Genomic DNA, 16,756 nt, shown 5'->3' on the forward strand with positions numbered 1-16,756 from the left:
GTGGATGATGGCCAGCCTTACTTGAACGCCCGTCCCTCCAGGTAGTGCTTGCGGCAGAGCGACACATAGCGATCGTTGCCGCCAATCTCCACCTGCTCGCCATCGCGCATCACCTGCCCCGCCTCGTTGACGCGAGAGTTCATGTGCGCCTTGTTGCCGCACCAGCAGATGCTTTTCAGCTCCTCGAACTTGTCTGCCAGGCAGAGCAGGTGGTAGGAGCCGGGGAAGAGCTCGCCACGAAAATCGGTCTTGAGGCCGTAGGCGATCACCGGGATGTCCTGCTCGTCCACGATGCGGGCGAGCTGGTAGACCTGCTCGCGGGTCAGGAACTGCGCCTCGTCGACGATGAAGACATCGATGTGCCGCTCGGCGTGGCGGGCCTTGACCATCTCGAACAGATCGCAGCTGTCGCTGAAGACCTCCACCCTCAACTCCAGCCCCACCCTGGCGCTGATCACCCCGACGCCGAAGCGATCGTCGATGGCGGGGGTCATGGCCAGCGGAACCATGCCCCGCTCCAGGTAGTTGAAGTGCGCCTGGATGAGCTGGGTCGACTTGCCCGAGTTCATGGTGGCGAATTTGTAGTGCAATGAAGCCATGGTGGAGTTCCGATACGGGAATGATGGGGGGCATGCTAACGAAAGCCCCCGCCAAAACCAAGGGGCCCGAAGGCCCCTTGTTCTCTTATGCGACGGCCAGCGCGCGATGCTGCCGGGTTTTGCGCAGATGGTAACCGGAGAAGACCAGGAACCAGAGCGCACTGACGGTAAAGCCAGCCAGCACGGAGTGCATCAAGCCCATCACCAGATAGCCGAGGGCGGCGCCGAAGGCAATGGCCAGCGCATAGGGCAGCTGGGTCATCACGTGATCGATGTGGTGGCAACCGGCCCCCGTGGCCGAGAGGATGCTGGTGCTGGAGATGGGCGAGCTGTGATCGCCGAACACCGAGCCCGCCAGCACGGCGGCCAGCATGGGCAGCATCAGGCTGAGGTCGCTGGCGGCCGCCATGTCGCCGGCGAGCGGCAGCATGATGCCGAAGGTGCCCCAGCTGGTGCCGGTGGCAAAGGCCATGGCACAGGAGAGGATGAACACCACCGCCGGCAGCACCTCGATGGGCAGGTTGCCGTTGGCCAGGGAAGCCAGGTATTTGCCGGTCTCCACGTCGCGCACCACGGCGCCTATGGTCCAGGCAAACAGCAGGATGTTGATGGCGGGCAGCATGGCCATGATCCCCTGAGGTGCGGCCTTCATCCAATTGCTGGCCCCGAGCTTGAGACGCATGGCCAGGCCGATGGAGACCACCAGACTGCACAGGGCGCCATAGACCAGGGAGGAGCCGACGTTGGTATTCTCGAACGATCCGAGCACGCTGAACGGCAGCCCTTTGCTCTCCAGCACGCTGGCACCGGAGTCGATCATGAAGTAGACGGTGGCCAGGGTGAGGGTCAGGATCGGCAGCACCATGTCGATCATGCCGCCGTTGCTCTCCTCCGGGCTCTCCATGTCCAGACCGATGGGACGTCCCTTGGACTCATCCCACAGCTTGCCCTCCAGGGCCCACTGCTCATGCTGGCGCATGGGGCCGATGTCGAGCTGGAAGGCGATCACCACCAGCACCATGATCAGGGTGAACACCGCATAGAGGTTCATCGGGATCATCTCGACGAAGGCAGAGATGGGGCTCTGCTCGGTCAGACCGTGGGCCGCCATGATGCCACCCACCAGGGCGATGATGTAGGCGCCCCAGGAGGAGATGGGCATCAGCACGCAGACCGGCGCCGCGGTGGAGTCCAGCAGGTAGGCCAGCTTGGCGCGGGAGATCTGGAAGCGATCGGTGACCGGACGGCAGATGGCCCCCACCGACAGACTGTGGAAGAAGTCGTCGATGAAGAAGGCGAACACCATCATGCCGGTGAGGGTCTTGGCTCCCTTGCGGGTCTTGGCACGGCGCTCGGCCCACTCGGCAAAGGCCCGGGTGGCGCCGGAGACGCTCATCAGACTGATGAGGCCGCCGAGCAGCAACATGAAGAGGATCATGTTGACGTTGTCGCGGTTGAGCGCACCGTCGACCCAGAAGATCCTGAGCACGGTGTCGAGCATGTAGTGCAGTGACGCGAGGGGGGAAAACTGGTTGAGCAGCAGGCTGCCCGCGACTATGCCCACCCCCAGCGACACTAGGACGCGACGGGTGATGATCGCCAGGGCGACGGCCAGCAAGGGGGGAACGACGGACCAACCGGAGTCGGCGTAATGAATGATGTCCATGATCTCTTTGCACCTAAAGACAACAGGTGGAGATCTACCGAGAGGATCAAAGAAACAAAACCCATGGGGAGGGTATACTCCTCAGCCCCTTCAGGTAGCGCTCCATAGTGAATGACTATGGCAGTCCTGCACCTATTAGATACAGAACCAGCAACCCGGTATGATGGCCTGGTCACTTCGGCGCCGACTCCTTTCATCGAGCATCACAGGCATCACCCTCCGCTCGGTTACTCATAGGCAGCGCGCCTCTACTTAAAGGTATTCGCGGCACATTTTATCGAGCTACCGGGTGATAGCAAGTTTTTTGATTAAATTTCAAGGCAGGTATGGCACAAGCAAGGAAAATGGTAGTCAAATGGTGCGCCATCACTCATGTCGACGATATTTTCATCTGGCTGGAACTCATTCGGAAATGAACGCAGACAGATGCGGGAAAATATATCGCCACGAATATTTATCTGACTTAATTTATCAGGCTAATTAATTATTTCGGCAGGCTTGACTTGAAGCCGAATCCCCCTATAGATTATCGAAAAAACAATCTCTTCCCCTAATATCTTGCTCGCGTGGTAGCCAATATGAACGAATTTTTGAAAGTACTGTTGAATATCCGTAGCCTGCGGGCGACTTGCCGCGAATTGACTCTGGAACAGCTGGAAGAAGGTTTGGAGAAACTCTCCGCCGTGGTGGCCGAACGTCAGCAGGATGAATCTGCCGAGCGCCAGGCCCGTGAAGAACATCAAAAGAAAATTGCCGAATACGCCGAAATGCTGAAGGCAGCCGGGATCGATCCCGCTGAATTGGTCAATACCGTTGTCGCCGATGCTCCCAAGGCAAGCAAGGGCAAGCGAGCCCCCCGCCCCGCCAAATATCGCTATCTGGACAATGGTGTGGAAAAAACCTGGACCGGCCAGGGTCGCATGCCCTCCGTCATTGCCAAGGCCGTGGCCGAAGGCAAGTCGGTGGAAGAATTTGCCATCTGATCCCTGACACGCTGTCCCGCCCAATAAAAAACCTCGCTAGGCGAGGTTTTTTATTGCCCGCTCCATGAGCTCCTCAGCGCCTATCCGCCGCCTTGACCCAGAGGATCTCCGGCGTGCCCGAGGAGACCAGCAGGTATCTGGCTACGGTGAAAAACCAGTCACTCAGCCGGTTCAGATAGGGCAACACGGCGGGGTTCACCCGCTCCTCGCGGCTCAGGCCCAGCAGCAGGCGCTCGCAGCGACGGGTCAGGGTTCGCACTACGTGAGCCTGGGCCGCCGCCCGCGAGCCGCTCGGCAGGATGAAATTACGCAGTGCCGGCAACTGGGCACTATAGGCATCGATCTGCTGTTCGAGCCTCTGGGTCCAGCGCTCGTTGACCTGCCACAAGGCGGGATTTTGCGCCTCGCTGGAAAAGGCCAGCTCGCCCCCCAAATCAAACAGCTCCTGCTGCAACAATATCAATTCGGCCAATAATGCCGTCTCGTCGGCGGGTATTTCGGCCATCAAGAGCCCTATCTGGGAATTCAGCTCATCGATGGCGCCATAGGTTTCCACGCGCCGATCATCTTTAGCCAGAGACGTGCCGTCGGCCAGCCGCGTGAGACCCTTGTCCCCCTGCCTCGTATATATTCTCATTCTGACATCCTGTTAATAATGGGAATAATCATCGACTCCAGCCCATTGAGTTTTATCTCGTAGGCCAGCGCCAATGACTGGCCAAGGGCACCGGCCGGAAAACCGCTGCGCGCCAGCCACACCAGATAAGGCTCCGGAATATCGATGATGCGTCGCCCCCGATATTTCCCGTAGGGCATCTTGCTGGCCAGGGTGAGCAATACCCGCTCATCGGAGAGTCCATCCATATCAATCGATATTCAGGTATTTGTGGGTCTGGATGGAGAGCCGCCAGTTGCGGGCGATGCAGGTCGCCATGGCCAGCTCGGTGGCCCTGGGCTTCTGGCTGATGGGTTGCAGTGCGATCACCACGTCGGGGCGCAGCCGGGCAGTCGCCAGCAGGGCATCCAGCTCCTCGATATGGCGCTCGGTCGCCACCGGATGCTTGATCTCGTTGGCCCGCTCGAGGGCCGACACCAGCACCGGCAGGCCCCCCTTCATGCCGATCTTGGGGGAGACAGTCACCCAGGTCTGCTCGTGGGTCAGGATCTCGCTGGTACCGCTGGTCTCGATCTGAACCTGGTAGCCCGATGCCACCAGGGCCGACGAGAGCTCGTTCAGATCATAGAGGCAGGGCTCGCCGCCGGTTAACACCACGTGGCGCGCAAGGTAGCCAAGCCGCTGGAAGCTGGCCAGAATATCCTCCGTGCTCATCCTGCTCCAGCCATCGGATTCGTTGGATCGATCGAGCACCTCGTCGCGCGCGACCTCGCGCTCGGGATCCACGACCCAGGTATGGCGGGTATCGCACCAGGGGCAGCCCACCGGGCAGCCTTGCAGGCGTACGAAGATGGCGGGCAGGCCGGTGAAGACCCCCTCCCCCTGGATGGTCTGGAAGATCTCGTTGATTGGGTAGTGCATCTTGATCACGACTGGCTGCAAAAGCCGCGGATTATACCCCAAAGGCTGCCGAGGCGCAGGCTCAAGATCCGCTTTTCTCGCCGAGCCCGGTTTTCTCAAACAGCCTGGCCCGGATGCCCCCCTGATCGGCCAGATAGCGATCGAGCCCCCGCCGCCGCAGTTCGCAGGCGGGACAGGTGCCACAACCGTCCCCTTGAATGCCGTTGTAGCAGGTGAGGGTCTGGTGGCGCACGGTGTCGAGGTGGCCATAGTGATCCGCCAGCGCCCAGGTCTCGGCCTTGTCGAGCCACATCAGGGGGGTCTCGAAGCGAATGGCGCGATCCAGCCCGAGCGACACCGCCTGGTTGAGCGCCTTGACGAAGTCGTCGCGGCAATCGGGATAGCCGGAGAAATCCGTCTCGCACACCCCGGTGATCACTGCCTCGGCACCGACCTGGTAGGCATAGATGGCGGCCAGGGTCAGGAACAGGATGTTGCGCCCCGGCACGAAGGTATTGGGCAGGCCGTTATCCTGCAGTTCACCGCTGACCGGTATGACGTCCCGGGTCAGGGCAGAGATGGCCAGCTCCCCCAACATGGTCACGTCCATCACCTTGTGGGCGGCGATCCCGAGCGTCCCTGCCAGCTGGCGGGCGGTCTCTATCTCCGCCCGGTGGCGCTGGCCGTAATCGAAGGTGATGGCGTGCACTTCGTCATAACGGGCCTGTGCCTGCACCAGGCAGGTGGTGCTGTCCTGCCCCCCACTGAATACCACGACGGCTTTTTTCACGTTGGTCACTCCTCTTGGCCCCCTGACGAGCAGGCGGCGTACTCTGGACAGTTCATCGGCGGCGGCCATCGGCAAACTCATGCCACTGCCGGTTCAAATGGGTAAAGAGCTCCATCAGCGGGGCGAAGCGCTCGGCGTCGCCCTCCCACTGGGATAACAGATGGTAGCCCGCCTCCAGGGTCGACAAGGCCCCGGGAAAGGGGCTTTTGCGAATGGAATATTGCCCGGCGATGGTGCCGAGCGTGATCCGCGGCAGCCCGAGCAGGGCCGGGTTGCGGTGCAACATGCGATAGGCCTTGCGCCAGGTGCCGTCGAGCAGGATAAAGTGCGCGCTCGCCTTCCCTTGCCCTGCGCGGCGCGCAAGGTGCGCCCTGGCCTGTAGCGGAGTCAGCGCCTCGTCATCTGGCCACAACAGGTAACACTGCGCGTCGGGGTCGGCCAGCAGGGCGTTGAGCCCTTCATCCCCCTCAAAATCCTCTCCCACATGGATGCGGGCATGGCCGAGCGAAGCGGCCAGCAGCGCCGCCGTCCCCTTGGGGTGACCCACCTCGGTCGGGTGTTGCAGGATATGGAGCGGAGCATGATGGGGCACTTGCCGAACATATTCGCACAGGCACGCTTTGAGGGCTCGGGTACAGCGTGTACAGTATCGGCTCTCTTTGTCGTTGGGCTGTTTCATGTTGTCAGAAAAATCGGGTCTGCTCTGGGTCATCACGCTTTCGCTCGTCACTGCCTTGCTCTTCTTCACCGTGCCAAACCATCAGCTCGCCTTCGATCGCAACCTGATCGCCCAGGGGGAAGGGTGGCGCATCATAACAGGCAATCTGGCCCACACCAATCTGTGGCACCTGCTGCTCAACCTGAGCGGACTGGCGGTCCTCTACAGCCTGTTCCAGGAGTACCTGGCGGCCTGGCGCCTGCCCGTGCTGCTGTTGCTGCTGGGCGCGGCCGTGGGGCTGGGGATCTGGTGGTGGTGCCCGCAGACCCAGTGGTACATGGGGCTGTCCGGCCTGCTGCACGGCCTGTTCGTGTGGGGCGCCATGCAGGACATCCGTTACCGCCGCTATTCCGGCTGGCTGATGCTGGCGGGCATCGTCATCAAGCTCGGCCTGGATTTCTACAGCGCCGGGGAGAGCCCGGTCTCCGCCCTCATCGGTGCCAGGGTACACATCGAATCCCATTTCATCGGCTCGGCCGCCGGCCTGCTGCTCGGCCTCTTCCCCCTCGGTCTGGGTGTGCAGGCCGTCAAGTCTTGAACCCTGCGGGTACGAGGTTCACCCGCTCGCAGCAGCACTAGTCTTCCCATCAAAATGCAACAGGCCGGATCGGGATCCGGCCTGTTGCATTTGGGCGACACAAACTAGCCGTTGAGCTCGGCGTTGATCGCCCCCAGCACGGCGGCTGGATCCGCAGCCTGGGTGATGGGGCGACCGATCACCAGATAGTCGGCCCCCGCCTCCACCGCGGCCCGCGGTGTCATGACGCGGCGCTGATCCCCGGCGGCTGAGCCAGTCGGACGAATGCCCGGGGTCACCAGCTTGAAGTCGGCGCCGAGCAGGGCCTTCAGTGCGCTCGCCTCTTCGGCGGAGCAGACCACCCCGTCCAGTCCCGCCGTCTTGGCAAGGGTGGCCAGGCGGATCACCTGCTCGGCCGGGGTAACATCCAGACCCAGAGGAGCCATATCGGACTGCTCCATGCTGGTCAGCACCGTCACCCCGATGAGCAGGGGCGCCTTGTCACCATAGGGCAGCAGCGCCTCCCTGGCGGCCCGCATCATGCGCTCGCCACCGCTGGCATGGACGTTGACCATCCAGACGCCGAGCTCGGCGCTGGCGGCCACGGCCTTGGCGACCGTGTTGGGGATGTCGTGGAATTTCAGATCCAGGAAGACGTCGAAACCCTTGGCCACCAACTGGCGCACGAACTGGGGACCAAACAGGGTAAACATCTCCTTGCCCACCTTGAGGCGGCACTGGGCCGGGGAGATCTGCTCAATGAAGGCGAAGGCATCGGCCTCGTGCTGATAATCCAGCGCAACCAGTACTTTGGGGTCTTGCATGTCACTTCCTATGGGTTGTTATGCCATCTCCAGGCGCAACACGAGCCGGGGCCCCGGTTGCACGCTGGCATCTGAATCACTTGGATAGCCCTGTTCGTCCGGGGCTCAGGCCTGCTAAGCCCAAGAGGCAAGGCACCTTGTGCCCTTCATTCCCCATCCAGACCGCGGATCGGCTTGATGGTGCCCCACTGCCGGCAGGAGGGGCACTGCCAGAACAGCGAATGGGTGGCGAAGCCACACTGGCGGCACTTGTGGGTCGACTTGATCTTGATCTGCTCGCCCACCAGTTGCTGCAGCAGCTCGAGGCTCTCCTTGGCCGGCCCCTCCTCGGCGCTCGCCAGCTGGAAGCCCACCAGTTGGTAGAAGCCCTTCATGGAGGGGTGGCGCCGCAACTGGCGCAGCACCAGGGCGCGGGCCTGGCTCAGGCCGTCGCGCGCCTCCACCAGATTGGCCAGGGCCAGGGTCACGCTGACGCCGGCATGATCCTCCACCGCTTTCTCCAGCAGCGGGATCAGCTCCTGGCTGCGGCCCATCTGCTGGTAGCACCGAAGCAGTTTTGGCATGGCTTCGGAGGCAAAATCGATGTCCTGCTCGAACACCCGCAGCAGATCCTTGCTGGCCTCCTCGTACCTGCCCTCCTCCATCGAGAGCTCAGCAAGGCGCAGGCTGGCGCGCGCGCAGGCCGGGTGGGCGACGAGCGCACGTTTCAGTCTGGCGATGCCCGCCGACTTGTCGCCGTCGCGCAAGGCGCTCTCCGCCTGTTCGCAATAGAAATGGGAGATGGGCTCGGCCAGCTTCTTGCCCTGGAATTTCTGCAGGCGAATGGCCACCTCGATGGCCCTGTCCCAGTCGCGCAACTGCTGATGGATCACGAGCAACTGGGAGAGCGCCGTCTCCTCGAAGTCGCTGTCCTCGCACAGCTCCTTCCAGATGGCCTCGGCCCGATCCAGCAGGCCGGCAGCCAGAAAATCGCGGGCCAGCTCCTGCAGCGCGAGCTGGCGCTGCTCCCGGGTCAGCTGGCGAGCAACCAGGTTCTGGTGGATCTTGATGGCGCGATCGACTTCGCCCCGCTGACGAAACAGGTTGCCGAGGGAGAGGTGGGTTTCGATGGTATCGCTGTCGACTTCCAGCAGCTGGATGAAGAGGTCCACCGCCTTGTCGGATTCGTCGGACAACAAATAGTTGAGACCCGCCACGTACTGGCGGGAAAACTGGTTACTCTGTTGCTGGGTGTCCTGGCGAACACTCCTGCGTCCCATATACCAGCCATAACCAGCGGCGATAGGCAACAGCAGGAAAAGCAGTTCAAGCATCGAGGGACGTTATTCCTTGGCTGTCGACCGGGCAAGCTCCAATTCACGAGATTGACGACGCATGGTTCGGTTCAGGGTGCGGTTTTGCAGCTTGAGGCGCAGGAACAGCAGGCCGAAGACCAGCCAGCCCAGCAGGAAGCCACCGGCAAAGAAGAAACCCAGCAGCATGGACAGCGAGAACTCACCCTGAGCTATCAGATAATTGAACTGAACCAGCTGACCATTTTGCGATCCTATGGCCAGGGTCAATACAAACACCAGCACCAATGGGATGAGGGCCAAGATACGCTTCATAGGAGCTCCCTGTCTGTAGCTAATGAGAGACTGATTATCCTTAAAATCGCAGGCAGACTCTAGAGCGAATGGGAAAAGAGTTCGAGAAACCCGACAATGAACGGCCTCAATGTCGCAAAAATAAAAAAGGCATACCCTTGTATGCCAATTTCTGCATTATTCGACGATGTTGACGCGCTCGCGCAACTCTTTGCCAGGCTTGAAGTGCGGGACATATTTCCCGGTCAGTTCAACCTTGTCCCCTGTCTTGGGGTTGCGGCCCACGCGAGGCGCACGATAGTGCAGTGAGAAACTTCCAAATCCTCGGATTTCAATCCGGTCGCCGTTTTGCAAGGTCGATGCCATCTGCTCAAGGATCTCCTTGATGGCGGCTTCAACATCCTTGGCCGGCATATGCATGCGGCTGGCTGCCAGTTGTTCGATGAGATCTGATTTGGTCATAAGGTTAAATCTCCTTCCCCGATCACATGCAATAATCATTTTGCCAGGATAAAAAAGGGCGGCGCAATGCCGCCCTTTTCTTGCATCAAGGATTATTCACCCTTGGCGGCTTTGAACGCTTCAGCCATGGCGTTGCTGAACACAACTTCTTCTTGCTGGTTCAGGCTGTCGATGGCAACACGCTCGTCAGCCTCGTCCTTGGCACGGACAGACAGGCTTACGGTGCGGTTCTTGCGATCAACGCCCATGAACTTGGCTTCAACTTCGTCACCAACAGACAGCACCAGAGTGGCATCTTCTACGCGGTCACGAGCAGCGTCGGAAGCACGCAGGTAGCCTTCCACGCCGTCAGCCAGTTCGATCACGGCGCCCTTGGCATCAACCTCGGTAACCTTACCCTTCACGATAGCACCTTTCTTGTTGTCAGACAGGTACTTGTTGAAGGGGTCTTCTTCGATCTGCTTGACGCCCAGGGAGATGCGCTCGCGCTCCGGGTCCACTTGCAGAACAACGGCTTCGATTTCGTCGCCCTTCTTGAATTCACGCACGGCTTCTTCGCCCTGGTTGTTCCAGGAGATGTCAGACAGGTGAACCAGGCCGTCGATGCCGCCATCCAGACCGATGAAGATACCGAAGTCAGTGATGGACTTGATCTTGCCGGAAACACGGTCGCCCTTGGCGTGAGTTTCGGCAAACAGCTGCCACGGGTTGGACTTGCACTGCTTCAGACCCAGGGAGATACGACGACGCTCTTCGTCGATGTCCAGAACCATCACGTCAACCACGTCGCCAACGTTGACAACCTTGGACGGGTGGATGTTCTTGTTGGTCCAATCCATCTCGGATACGTGTACCAGGCCTTCAACGCCTTCTTCGATTTCAACGAAGCAGCCGTAGTCGGTCAGGTTGGTCACGCGGCCAGACAGACGGGTGGTCTCCGGGTAACGCTTGGCGATAGCAACCCAGGGATCTTCGCCCAGTTGCTTCAGACCCAGGGATACACGGGTACGCTCGCGGTCGAACTTCAGAACCTTGACTGCGATCTCGTCGCCAACGTTGACGATTTCGGAAGGATGCTTAACGCGCTTCCACGCCATGTCGGTGATGTGCAGCAGGCCGTCAACACCGCCCAGATCTACGAATGCACCGTAGTCGGTCAGGTTCTTGACGATACCCTTAACTTCTTGACCTTCTTGCAGGTTGGCCAGCAGGCTTTCGCGCTCGGAGGTGTTCTCGGTTTCGATCACGGCACGACGGGAAACCACAACGTTGTTGCGCTTCTGGTCCAGCTTGATGACCTTGAACTCGAGTTCTTTGTTTTCCAGGTGAGCGGTGTCACGGATCGGACGCACGTCAACCAGAGAACCCGGCAGGAAGGCACGGATGCCGTTCAGTTCAACGGTGAAACCACCCTTGACCTTGCCGTTGATGATACCGATAACGGTAGCTTGCTCTTCGTAAGCTTTTTCAAGCTGCAGCCAGGCTTCGTGGCGCTTGGCTTTTTCGCGGGACAGCTTGGTTTCGCCGAAACCATCTTCGATAGAGTCCAGAGCTACGTCAACGGAGTCACCTACGTTGATTTCCAGCTCGCCCATGGCGTTCTTGAATTCTTCAGCCGGGATAGCGGACTCGGATTTCAGACCGGCGTCAACCAGTACGAAACCATTTTCGATAGCAACGACAGTACCCTTGACGATGGAACCTTGACGGGTTTCAACGGCGTTCAGGGACTCTTCAAAGAGTTGAGCAAAAGATTCGATCATTGTTTATGTCACAAATGAAACATCCACTCGCAATCCGGCACAAGCGGGGTTGTTTTTAATTATCTGCGCCATCCGTGGTGCAGACGACTGGCATCAGCTCGCGCCGATGTCACCAAGTTGTTGCTCCGCATAGGCGAGTACCGTCACCAGCACTTCATCTATGGTCATAGACGTTGAGTCTACCACAAGAGCATCTTCCGCGGGTTTCAGGGGGGCGACGGCGCGATTTCTGTCGCGATCATCACGTTCCCGAATCTCGGTTAAAAGACGCTCAAAGTTAACATCAAAGCCCTTATCTTGCAACTGCTTATAGCGGCGCTGGGCCCGCTCCTCGGCGCTGGCGTCGAGGAAGATCTTCACCTCGGCCTCGGGGAAAACCACTGTGCCCATGTCGCGGCCATCGGCGATGAGGCCGGGAGCCTGACGGAAGGCACGCTGACGGCGCAGCAGGGCTTCGCGCACCCGGGGGAAGACGGCGACCTTGCTGGCGGCATCGCTCACTTCCTGGGAGCGAATGGTACGGGAGACATCCTCCCCTTCCAGCACCACCTTGACCAGATCCCCATCGACCTGGAACTGCACGTCCAGGTTGGCGGCCAGGGGGACCAGCGCGGCTTCGGAGTCAAGCTCCACATCGTGATGCAAGGCCGCCAGGGCCAGCACCCGATAGATGGCTCCGGAGTCGAGCAGGTGCCAACCCAGTTTCTCTGCCAACAGCTGGCACAGGGTGCCCTTACCGGCTCCACTCGGGCCATCAATTGTCATAACAGGGGCCATACGAGCCATAACTTTTCTCCTGCGTACTCGGCATCTTGACGGGTTGCCCGCATCCCTGATCGGGATGGGATAATGGGCGCCGATTATACCCGAATGCATCGACGCTGGCAGTTGTCAGGGCACACAATTGCGCAAAAGTCGTCGCGATTGCGCCAATTCTGACCGATCTGCTAACCCCCTCCTCGCGCAAGGTTTTGTTCTTATGGTTGTTATGCACAAGGCGCGCTACACTAGCCGCCCTTTTTCAAGCAGCTGTAGTCAGGAGCAACCATATGAGCAGCGTTACCCTCGTGGCCAAATCCAAGTTGCCGACCCCCTGGGGCACTTTCACGCTGGTTGGTTTTCAGGAAACCGGCACTGGCAAGGATCATGCCGCGCTGGTGATGGGCGACATCACGAACGGTGAGCCCGTGCTGGGGCGCATCCATTCCGAGTGTCTGACCGGGGATGCCCTGTTCAGCCTGCGCTGCGACTGCGGCTTCCAGTTGCAGGCCGCCCTGGAGAAGATCGCCAAGGCAGGCCGCGGCGTCCTGCTCTATGTCCGTCAGGAAGGGCGCGGCATCGGCCTGCTCAACAAGATCCGCGCCTATCACCTCCAGGATCAGGGCGCCGACACCGTCGAGGCCAACGTGGCGCTGGGCTTTGCCGCCGACATGCGCGACTACACCATCTGTGCCGATATGCTGAAGGCCCTGGAGGTCAAGTCCCTGCGCCTGATGACCAACAACCCGCGCAAGATGAAGGCGATGGAATCCTTTGGCATTCCGGTGGCGGAACGCGTGCCGCTGCAGGAAGGGCGCAACCCCCACAACGAGTTCTACCTCTCCACCAAGGCGAACAAGCTGGATCACCTGTTCAAGAAGTGATGCCCGGCGAGTCAGCGCCGACATGAAAAACGCCTCCCGTTGGAGGCGTTTTTTGTGGGTGCCGTCACCGCGGGCGGCGGCCCCTGGTGGGGCCATCCTCGGGCGAGGCCTGGGACAATAGAAAATCCCGCAGCGCCCGGTTGGCCATGGAGAGGGGGTCCCCCCGCCGCCAGGCTACGCAGAGATCCAGGAAGATGGGCGGCGCGAAAGGCACGCCGGTGAGCGCCGGCTCCTCCTCCAGCGCCATGCGCAGAAAGGTGGTCACGGCGAATCCCTGCCGCACCACCGCCTTGAGCAGTGGTATGAGGTTGCTCTCGAAGGCGATATTGGGCTCTAGCCCAAGCCCCTGCGCCAACACCTCCATGTGCTCCCTGTGGTAGAACCCCCGCCGGAACATGGCGAGCTCCTGTTCGAAGAACTGCGCCAGCGAGACCGCATCCGCGCCTCGCAGCGGGTGCTCCTCCCCTACCACCATCAACATCTCTTCGCGCAGCAGCTGGGCCCCCTCGAGGGCCGGCGGCAGATCGCTGGTGATGAGAATGGCGAGATCCAGGCTGCCGTCCACCATGCGGCTGAGCAGCTCCCGGGTGCCCGCCTCCTCCACCCGGATCTTCAAACCGGGGTAGCGATGCTTGAACGCCATCAGGATCGGCGGGAAGTAATAGGAACCCATCATGTAGGGAATGCCGATGCGCACCTCCCCCCGCTCCAGCCCCTTGAGCTCGGCCATCTCGGCCTCGGCCTGGTGCATCTGGCGCAGCAGCCGTTCGGCATGACGGCAGAGCACCTCTCCCTCAGGGGTGAGGCGCACGCTGCGATCTTGGCGGTCGAACAGCCGCAGATCGAGCTGCTGCTCCAGCTTGGCGATGGCCATGCTGACGGCCGGCTGGGCCACATGCAGTGCCTGGGCTGCCCGGGTGAAGGAGCCGGCATCGCGCACCGCCAGCAAGTAACCGAGCTGTTTCAGATCCATATCAACTTTATTTATTAGAGTGATAATTTAAATATATTATATTTATATATCGCGCCGCACTACCCTGCACAAAAGTCGTCGGGACACCTCAACATGATCGAAGTCGGCAGCCGCGCATGGATACGCGCCACCCTGGCCCTCAGCCTGGGCTCCTTCCTGGTATTTCTCAATCTCTACCAGACTCACCCCCTGCTCCCTCTCCTGGCCGAGGTCTTCTCGGTCAGCTCCCTGTCCGCCAGCTGGACCCTCGCCGGCTGCACCGCCGGGCTCGCGGGCTCCCTGCTGATCTGTGCCCGTCTGGCGGACCGATTCGGACGGCGGCGGATCATGTTGTGTAGCCTGCTCGGCGCCATCCTGCTCTCCCTGTGCATCCCCTGGGTGACCCGCTTCGATCTGCTGGTGAGCCTGCGCATCCTGCAGGGAGCCCTGCTGGCGGGGTTGCCGGCCACCGCCATCGCCTACATGGGGGAAGAGTTCAGCAAGCGTGCCCTGATCGTCGCCGTCGGGGTCTACATCGCCGCGAACTCCCTCGGCGGCATCGCGGGCCGGGTGGTCGGCGGCCTGCTGGCCGGCTGGTTTGGCGACTGGCAGCACACCTTCCTCGGCATCGGGGCCATCAGCCTGACACTGTTGCCCCTGGTCATCTGGCTGCTGCCAGCCCAGACCCGCTTCGTGGCCGTGGAGCCCGCTCCCGGCCAGCTGCGCCGCGCCATCCAGAGTCACCTCGGCAACCCCCTGCTGGCGGGGGCCTACCTCATCGGCGGCCTCAACTTCATGGTCTTCCTGAACCAGTACAGCTACCTCACCTTCCTGCTGGCCAAGGCCCCCTTCTCCCTGCCGACCCAGTGGCTCGGCATGCTGTTCCTGACCTACCTCACCGGCACCCTAGCCTCCTCCCTGAGCGGCCGCGGCGCCCATCGCTTTGGGGCACAGCGCATGCTGCTGGCGGGAATAGCCCTGATGGCGCTCGGCAGCCTCGCCCTGTTGCAGGGAACCCTAGTCGCCATCATAGGGGGACTGCTGGTCTCGAGTTTCGGTTTCTTCCTCGCCCACGCCTGCGCCAGCGCCTGGGTCGGCCAGCACGTGGAGCACGACCGGGCGCTCGCCTCGTCGCTCTATCTGGTGGGGTACTACCTGGGGGCCAGTCTGGGTGGGCTCTATCTGCATCCCTTCTGGGAGCGGGGGGGACTAGGGGGATTGGTGCTCGGCATCGAGCTGGTGCTGGGGGTGACCGCAGGCTTGAGCCTCTGGCTCGGCCGGTTGAAGGGGCGCATGGCACCGCCCCCTCCCGTCACCCGGCACGGCGTTCGGCCGTCAGTTCACAGGCCGTCGTAATAGTCCAGCGGGACCGGCACCACGGCGCCGGTACACAGCTCTTCGTCGATCACCTCGCTCAGAGGGCGCAGATGAAACTTGATCTGCCCCGAGGGCAACATCAGGCCCACGTCCGGGTTGCGCCTGTCGTCGATGTTGGCCGTCTTGAAGGCCACGCCGGGATGGGTCGCCACCAGGGCGTGCAGTGACGGCACCACCAGCTCGATATGCTCGAGACCGACCTGATGGCTGCGACCCGCCTTGGGGGCAGCCAGCTCGATGCAGGGCACGGTGACCCGCTGCCAGCAGACGGGCTGGTGCAGGCGATAGGTGGCGATGGGGCGGCTTCCTATCATCCCCTCCACCAGCAAGACCCCGTGGGCCGCCAGTGCCTCTTTCAAGTCCAGGTATTCCGGCAGGGTGGCAGCCCGGTAGCAGAGGTGATCCACCACGGGGGACGCGGAGCCCCCCATGACGGCCTGCATTTCCGTGAGCAGTTGGCAAACGAATGGGGCCATGGGCCCCAGCGTGGAATCCAGTGGATGAGACATGATCACCATTTCTTCTTCGGTTGGAACAGGACGTCCAGTTCGTCCGCCTCTTTGTCCTTGATGTTCTGCAGCTCCTTCTCGCTGTGCTGCTGCAGGTGTTCTTCCAGCTGCCGCATCCCCTGGCGCATGTCCTCTTCCCGCGCCAGCAGGTAGGGATCCTTGTCGGAGACATTGGCCAGGGCGCCGAGCCCCTTGGTGTAGAGCTGACGGCAGGTGCCGTACTGCCCCTGGATCTGGGCATCCATGGCCCGCTTGAGCAGGTTGGCGATGTTGATCTTGAGCTGCATCAGCTCGAGGCGGCGATCCTCCTGGGCGAACCCCTGGGGATCTATCTTGCCCTTGTTGTGCTCGACCCGCAGCACGGCTCGCATCTTCTTGGCCAGTTGCAGCATCTGGATGGCCTGGCGGTCGGACTCCGGCGTCTTGAAGTGCCCCTCGTCCTGGCTGCTGTAATTCTCCTGCACATTCTTGATCTGGGTCTGGACGTCGGCGATGCGCTGCTTGATCTGCACATTGGGCATCACCAGGGCGATGGCGCGATAGGCATCCAGGATGCGGTGCTGCATCAGCAGTACCATGTTCTTGGAGAAGGGCACCAGGTTGACGTTCAGCAGCAGCTCTTCGGTCTCGTCCGCCACGGCCTTGTGACGGGCGATGGCCTGGCGCTTGTCGGCCTCGGCCTTCTGTTTGTATTGCTGCACCACGTTGTAGGCGATGACCAGAAACAGGAGTGCGCCGATTGACAGCAATATCAAGGTTAAAATCATAGGGTGTTCACACTCCAGTCCCAATCCAATTGCGAGATCCTACAACAGCTTAGCCCCGTAGGGTAGCGTCCAGATCCCAGCTTG

At 61.1% G+C, this 16,756-nt stretch carries 20 protein-coding genes and 1 riboswitch; of the genes, 4 read left to right on the forward strand and 16 right to left on the reverse strand.

Annotated features, from left to right (window positions below; translation table 11 throughout):
• Positions 1 to 17: 17 nt before the first annotated feature.
• Both R2B70_RS11210 and R2B70_RS11215 read right to left on the reverse strand, forming a co-directional pair.
• Complete coding sequence (locus tag R2B70_RS11210; protein ID WP_042076506.1) at positions 18 to 599, reverse strand: thymidine kinase; 582 nt, start codon at positions 597 to 599, stop codon at positions 18 to 20.
• Between the two features lie 85 nt (positions 600 to 684).
• A complete protein-coding gene (locus tag R2B70_RS11215) occupies positions 685 to 2,265 on the reverse strand; it encodes a Na+/H+ antiporter NhaC family protein (protein ID WP_216990423.1) in 1,581 nt (526 codons plus the stop codon).
• 87 nt (positions 2,266 to 2,352) lie between these two features.
• Positions 2,353 to 2,524: riboswitch (Lysine riboswitch) on the reverse strand.
• Positions 2,525 to 2,843: 319 nt separating this feature from the next.
• Between R2B70_RS11215 and R2B70_RS11220 the strand changes: the two genes are divergently transcribed.
• Entirely contained in the window at positions 2,844 to 3,248 is a 405-nt protein-coding gene (locus R2B70_RS11220; RefSeq protein WP_216990424.1) for an H-NS family nucleoid-associated regulatory protein, read from the forward strand.
• 73 nt (positions 3,249 to 3,321) lie between these two features.
• Here the strand turns inward: R2B70_RS11220 and R2B70_RS11225 are convergent, their stop codons facing one another.
• The 5 genes from R2B70_RS11225 to R2B70_RS11245 all read right to left on the reverse strand — a co-directional run bounded on the left by R2B70_RS11225 (position 3,322) and on the right by R2B70_RS11245 (position 6,266).
• Positions 3,322 to 3,885, reverse strand: coding sequence for a cob(I)yrinic acid a,c-diamide adenosyltransferase (locus R2B70_RS11225; protein WP_042076510.1), 564 nt, complete (start codon positions 3,883 to 3,885; stop codon positions 3,322 to 3,324).
• Positions 3,882 to 4,112: a DUF3820 family protein gene (locus tag R2B70_RS11230; protein WP_042076511.1), complete on the reverse strand. Its 231-nt coding sequence runs from the start codon at positions 4,110 to 4,112 to the stop codon at positions 3,882 to 3,884. Before R2B70_RS11230 ends, R2B70_RS11225 begins: the two co-directional genes overlap by 4 nt.
• Before the next feature lies 1 nt (position 4,113).
• Complete coding sequence (gene queE, locus R2B70_RS11235; protein WP_318161495.1) at positions 4,114 to 4,785, reverse strand: 7-carboxy-7-deazaguanine synthase QueE; 672 nt, start codon at positions 4,783 to 4,785, stop codon at positions 4,114 to 4,116.
• A 61-nt stretch (positions 4,786 to 4,846) separates the two neighbouring features.
• A complete protein-coding gene (gene queC / locus R2B70_RS11240) occupies positions 4,847 to 5,554 on the reverse strand; it encodes a 7-cyano-7-deazaguanine synthase QueC (protein ID WP_318161496.1) in 708 nt (235 codons plus the stop codon).
• A 52-nt stretch (positions 5,555 to 5,606) separates the two neighbouring features.
• Entirely contained in the window at positions 5,607 to 6,266 is a 660-nt protein-coding gene (locus R2B70_RS11245; RefSeq protein ID WP_318161497.1) for a tRNA-uridine aminocarboxypropyltransferase, read from the reverse strand.
• Between R2B70_RS11245 and rrtA the strand changes: the two genes are divergently transcribed.
• Positions 6,232 to 6,810, forward strand: a complete 579-nt coding sequence (gene rrtA, locus R2B70_RS11250) for a rhombosortase (RefSeq protein ID WP_244462922.1) — start codon at positions 6,232 to 6,234, stop codon at positions 6,808 to 6,810. The two genes, R2B70_RS11245 and rrtA, sit on opposite strands and share 35 nt — an antisense overlap.
• Positions 6,811 to 6,914: 104 nt before the next feature.
• Here the strand turns inward: rrtA and pyrF are convergent, their stop codons facing one another.
• From pyrF to cmk, 6 genes are all read right to left on the reverse strand, one after another.
• Positions 6,915 to 7,613, reverse strand: coding sequence for an orotidine-5'-phosphate decarboxylase (gene pyrF, locus R2B70_RS11255; RefSeq protein ID WP_318161498.1), 699 nt, complete (start codon positions 7,611 to 7,613; stop codon positions 6,915 to 6,917).
• A 146-nt stretch (positions 7,614 to 7,759) separates the two neighbouring features.
• Positions 7,760 to 8,926 (reverse strand): lipopolysaccharide assembly protein LapB, encoded by a 1,167-nt coding sequence (gene lapB / locus R2B70_RS11260; RefSeq protein WP_042076514.1) that lies wholly within the window; start codon positions 8,924 to 8,926, stop codon positions 7,760 to 7,762.
• A gap of 9 nt (positions 8,927 to 8,935) precedes the next feature.
• Positions 8,936 to 9,220 (reverse strand): LapA family protein, encoded by a 285-nt coding sequence (locus R2B70_RS11265; RefSeq protein ID WP_042016623.1) that lies wholly within the window; start codon positions 9,218 to 9,220, stop codon positions 8,936 to 8,938.
• Between the two features lie 156 nt (positions 9,221 to 9,376).
• Positions 9,377 to 9,661, reverse strand: a complete 285-nt coding sequence (gene ihfB / locus R2B70_RS11270) for an integration host factor subunit beta (protein WP_005337145.1) — start codon at positions 9,659 to 9,661, stop codon at positions 9,377 to 9,379.
• 92 nt (positions 9,662 to 9,753) lie between these two features.
• Positions 9,754 to 11,424, reverse strand: coding sequence for a 30S ribosomal protein S1 (rpsA, locus tag R2B70_RS11275; protein ID WP_011705690.1), 1,671 nt, complete (start codon positions 11,422 to 11,424; stop codon positions 9,754 to 9,756).
• 93 nt (positions 11,425 to 11,517) lie between these two features.
• Positions 11,518 to 12,210, reverse strand: coding sequence for a (d)CMP kinase (gene cmk, locus R2B70_RS11280; protein WP_042076515.1), 693 nt, complete (start codon positions 12,208 to 12,210; stop codon positions 11,518 to 11,520).
• A 263-nt stretch (positions 12,211 to 12,473) separates the two neighbouring features.
• Between cmk and ribA the strand changes: the two genes are divergently transcribed.
• On the forward strand, positions 12,474 to 13,067 hold the full coding sequence (gene ribA / locus R2B70_RS11285; RefSeq protein ID WP_042076516.1) for a GTP cyclohydrolase II: 594 nt from the start codon (positions 12,474 to 12,476) through the stop codon (positions 13,065 to 13,067).
• 64 nt (positions 13,068 to 13,131) lie between these two features.
• On the opposite strand, the gene R2B70_RS11290 is transcribed toward ribA, so the two are convergent.
• A complete protein-coding gene (locus R2B70_RS11290; protein ID WP_318161499.1) occupies positions 13,132 to 14,040 on the reverse strand; it encodes a LysR family transcriptional regulator in 909 nt (302 codons plus the stop codon).
• A 93-nt stretch (positions 14,041 to 14,133) separates the two neighbouring features.
• Between R2B70_RS11290 and R2B70_RS11295 the strand changes: the two genes are divergently transcribed.
• The gene (locus R2B70_RS11295) at positions 14,134 to 15,375 is read left to right on the forward strand and encodes an MFS transporter (protein ID WP_318161501.1); all 1,242 of its coding nucleotides are present in this window, start codon (positions 14,134 to 14,136) and stop codon (positions 15,373 to 15,375) included.
• Here the strand turns inward: R2B70_RS11295 and R2B70_RS11300 are convergent.
• Positions 15,360 to 15,914, reverse strand: coding sequence for a VOC family protein (locus R2B70_RS11300; RefSeq protein ID WP_318161502.1), 555 nt, complete (start codon positions 15,912 to 15,914; stop codon positions 15,360 to 15,362). The two genes, R2B70_RS11295 and R2B70_RS11300, sit on opposite strands and share 16 nt — an antisense overlap.
• On the reverse strand, positions 15,908 to 16,672 hold the full coding sequence (locus R2B70_RS11305) for a hypothetical protein (protein ID WP_042076523.1): 765 nt from the start codon (positions 16,670 to 16,672) through the stop codon (positions 15,908 to 15,910). The genes R2B70_RS11300 and R2B70_RS11305 overlap by 7 nt, the downstream gene beginning before the upstream one ends.
• Positions 16,673 to 16,756 lie beyond the last annotated feature (84 nt).

Source organism: Aeromonas sp. XH (assembly GCF_033348475.1).
Taxonomy (GTDB): Bacteria; Pseudomonadota; Gammaproteobacteria; order Enterobacterales; family Aeromonadaceae; genus Aeromonas; species Aeromonas sanarellii.

Bases quoted from the DNA above. Each gene is read 5' to 3' on its own strand.
- R2B70_RS11210 (WP_042076506.1), bottom strand. From the start codon at position 599: ATGGCTTCATTGCACTACAAATTCGCCACCATGAACTCGGGCAAGTCG.
- R2B70_RS11215 (WP_216990423.1), bottom strand. From the start codon at position 2,265: ATGGACATCATTCATTACGCCGACTCCGGTTGGTCCGTCGTTCCCCCC.
- R2B70_RS11220 (WP_216990424.1), top strand. From the start codon at position 2,844: ATGAACGAATTTTTGAAAGTACTGTTGAATATCCGTAGCCTGCGGGCG.
- R2B70_RS11225 (WP_042076510.1), bottom strand. From the start codon at position 3,885: ATGAGAATATATACGAGGCAGGGGGACAAGGGTCTCACGCGGCTGGCC.
- R2B70_RS11230 (WP_042076511.1), bottom strand. From the start codon at position 4,112: ATGGATGGACTCTCCGATGAGCGGGTATTGCTCACCCTGGCCAGCAAG.
- queE (WP_318161495.1), bottom strand. From the start codon at position 4,785: ATGCACTACCCAATCAACGAGATCTTCCAGACCATCCAGGGGGAGGGG.
- rrtA (WP_244462922.1), top strand. From the start codon at position 6,232: ATGTTGTCAGAAAAATCGGGTCTGCTCTGGGTCATCACGCTTTCGCTC.
- R2B70_RS11245 (WP_318161497.1), bottom strand. From the start codon at position 6,266: ATGACCCAGAGCAGACCCGATTTTTCTGACAACATGAAACAGCCCAAC.
- pyrF (WP_318161498.1), bottom strand. From the start codon at position 7,613: ATGCAAGACCCCAAAGTACTGGTTGCGCTGGATTATCAGCACGAGGCC.
- lapB (WP_042076514.1), bottom strand. From the start codon at position 8,926: ATGCTTGAACTGCTTTTCCTGCTGTTGCCTATCGCCGCTGGTTATGGC.
- R2B70_RS11265 (WP_042016623.1), bottom strand. From the start codon at position 9,220: ATGAAGCGTATCTTGGCCCTCATCCCATTGGTGCTGGTGTTTGTATTG.
- ihfB (WP_005337145.1), bottom strand. From the start codon at position 9,661: ATGACCAAATCAGATCTCATCGAACAACTGGCAGCCAGCCGCATGCAT.
- rpsA (WP_011705690.1), bottom strand. From the start codon at position 11,424: ATGATCGAATCTTTTGCTCAACTCTTTGAAGAGTCCCTGAACGCCGTT.
- cmk (WP_042076515.1), bottom strand. From the start codon at position 12,210: ATGGCTCGTATGGCCCCTGTTATGACAATTGATGGCCCGAGTGGAGCC.
- ribA (WP_042076516.1), top strand. From the start codon at position 12,474: ATGAGCAGCGTTACCCTCGTGGCCAAATCCAAGTTGCCGACCCCCTGG.
- R2B70_RS11290 (WP_318161499.1), bottom strand. From the start codon at position 14,040: ATGGATCTGAAACAGCTCGGTTACTTGCTGGCGGTGCGCGATGCCGGC.
- R2B70_RS11295 (WP_318161501.1), top strand. From the start codon at position 14,134: ATGATCGAAGTCGGCAGCCGCGCATGGATACGCGCCACCCTGGCCCTC.
- R2B70_RS11300 (WP_318161502.1), bottom strand. From the start codon at position 15,914: ATGGTGATCATGTCTCATCCACTGGATTCCACGCTGGGGCCCATGGCC.
- R2B70_RS11305 (WP_042076523.1), bottom strand. From the start codon at position 16,672: ATGATTTTAACCTTGATATTGCTGTCAATCGGCGCACTCCTGTTTCTG.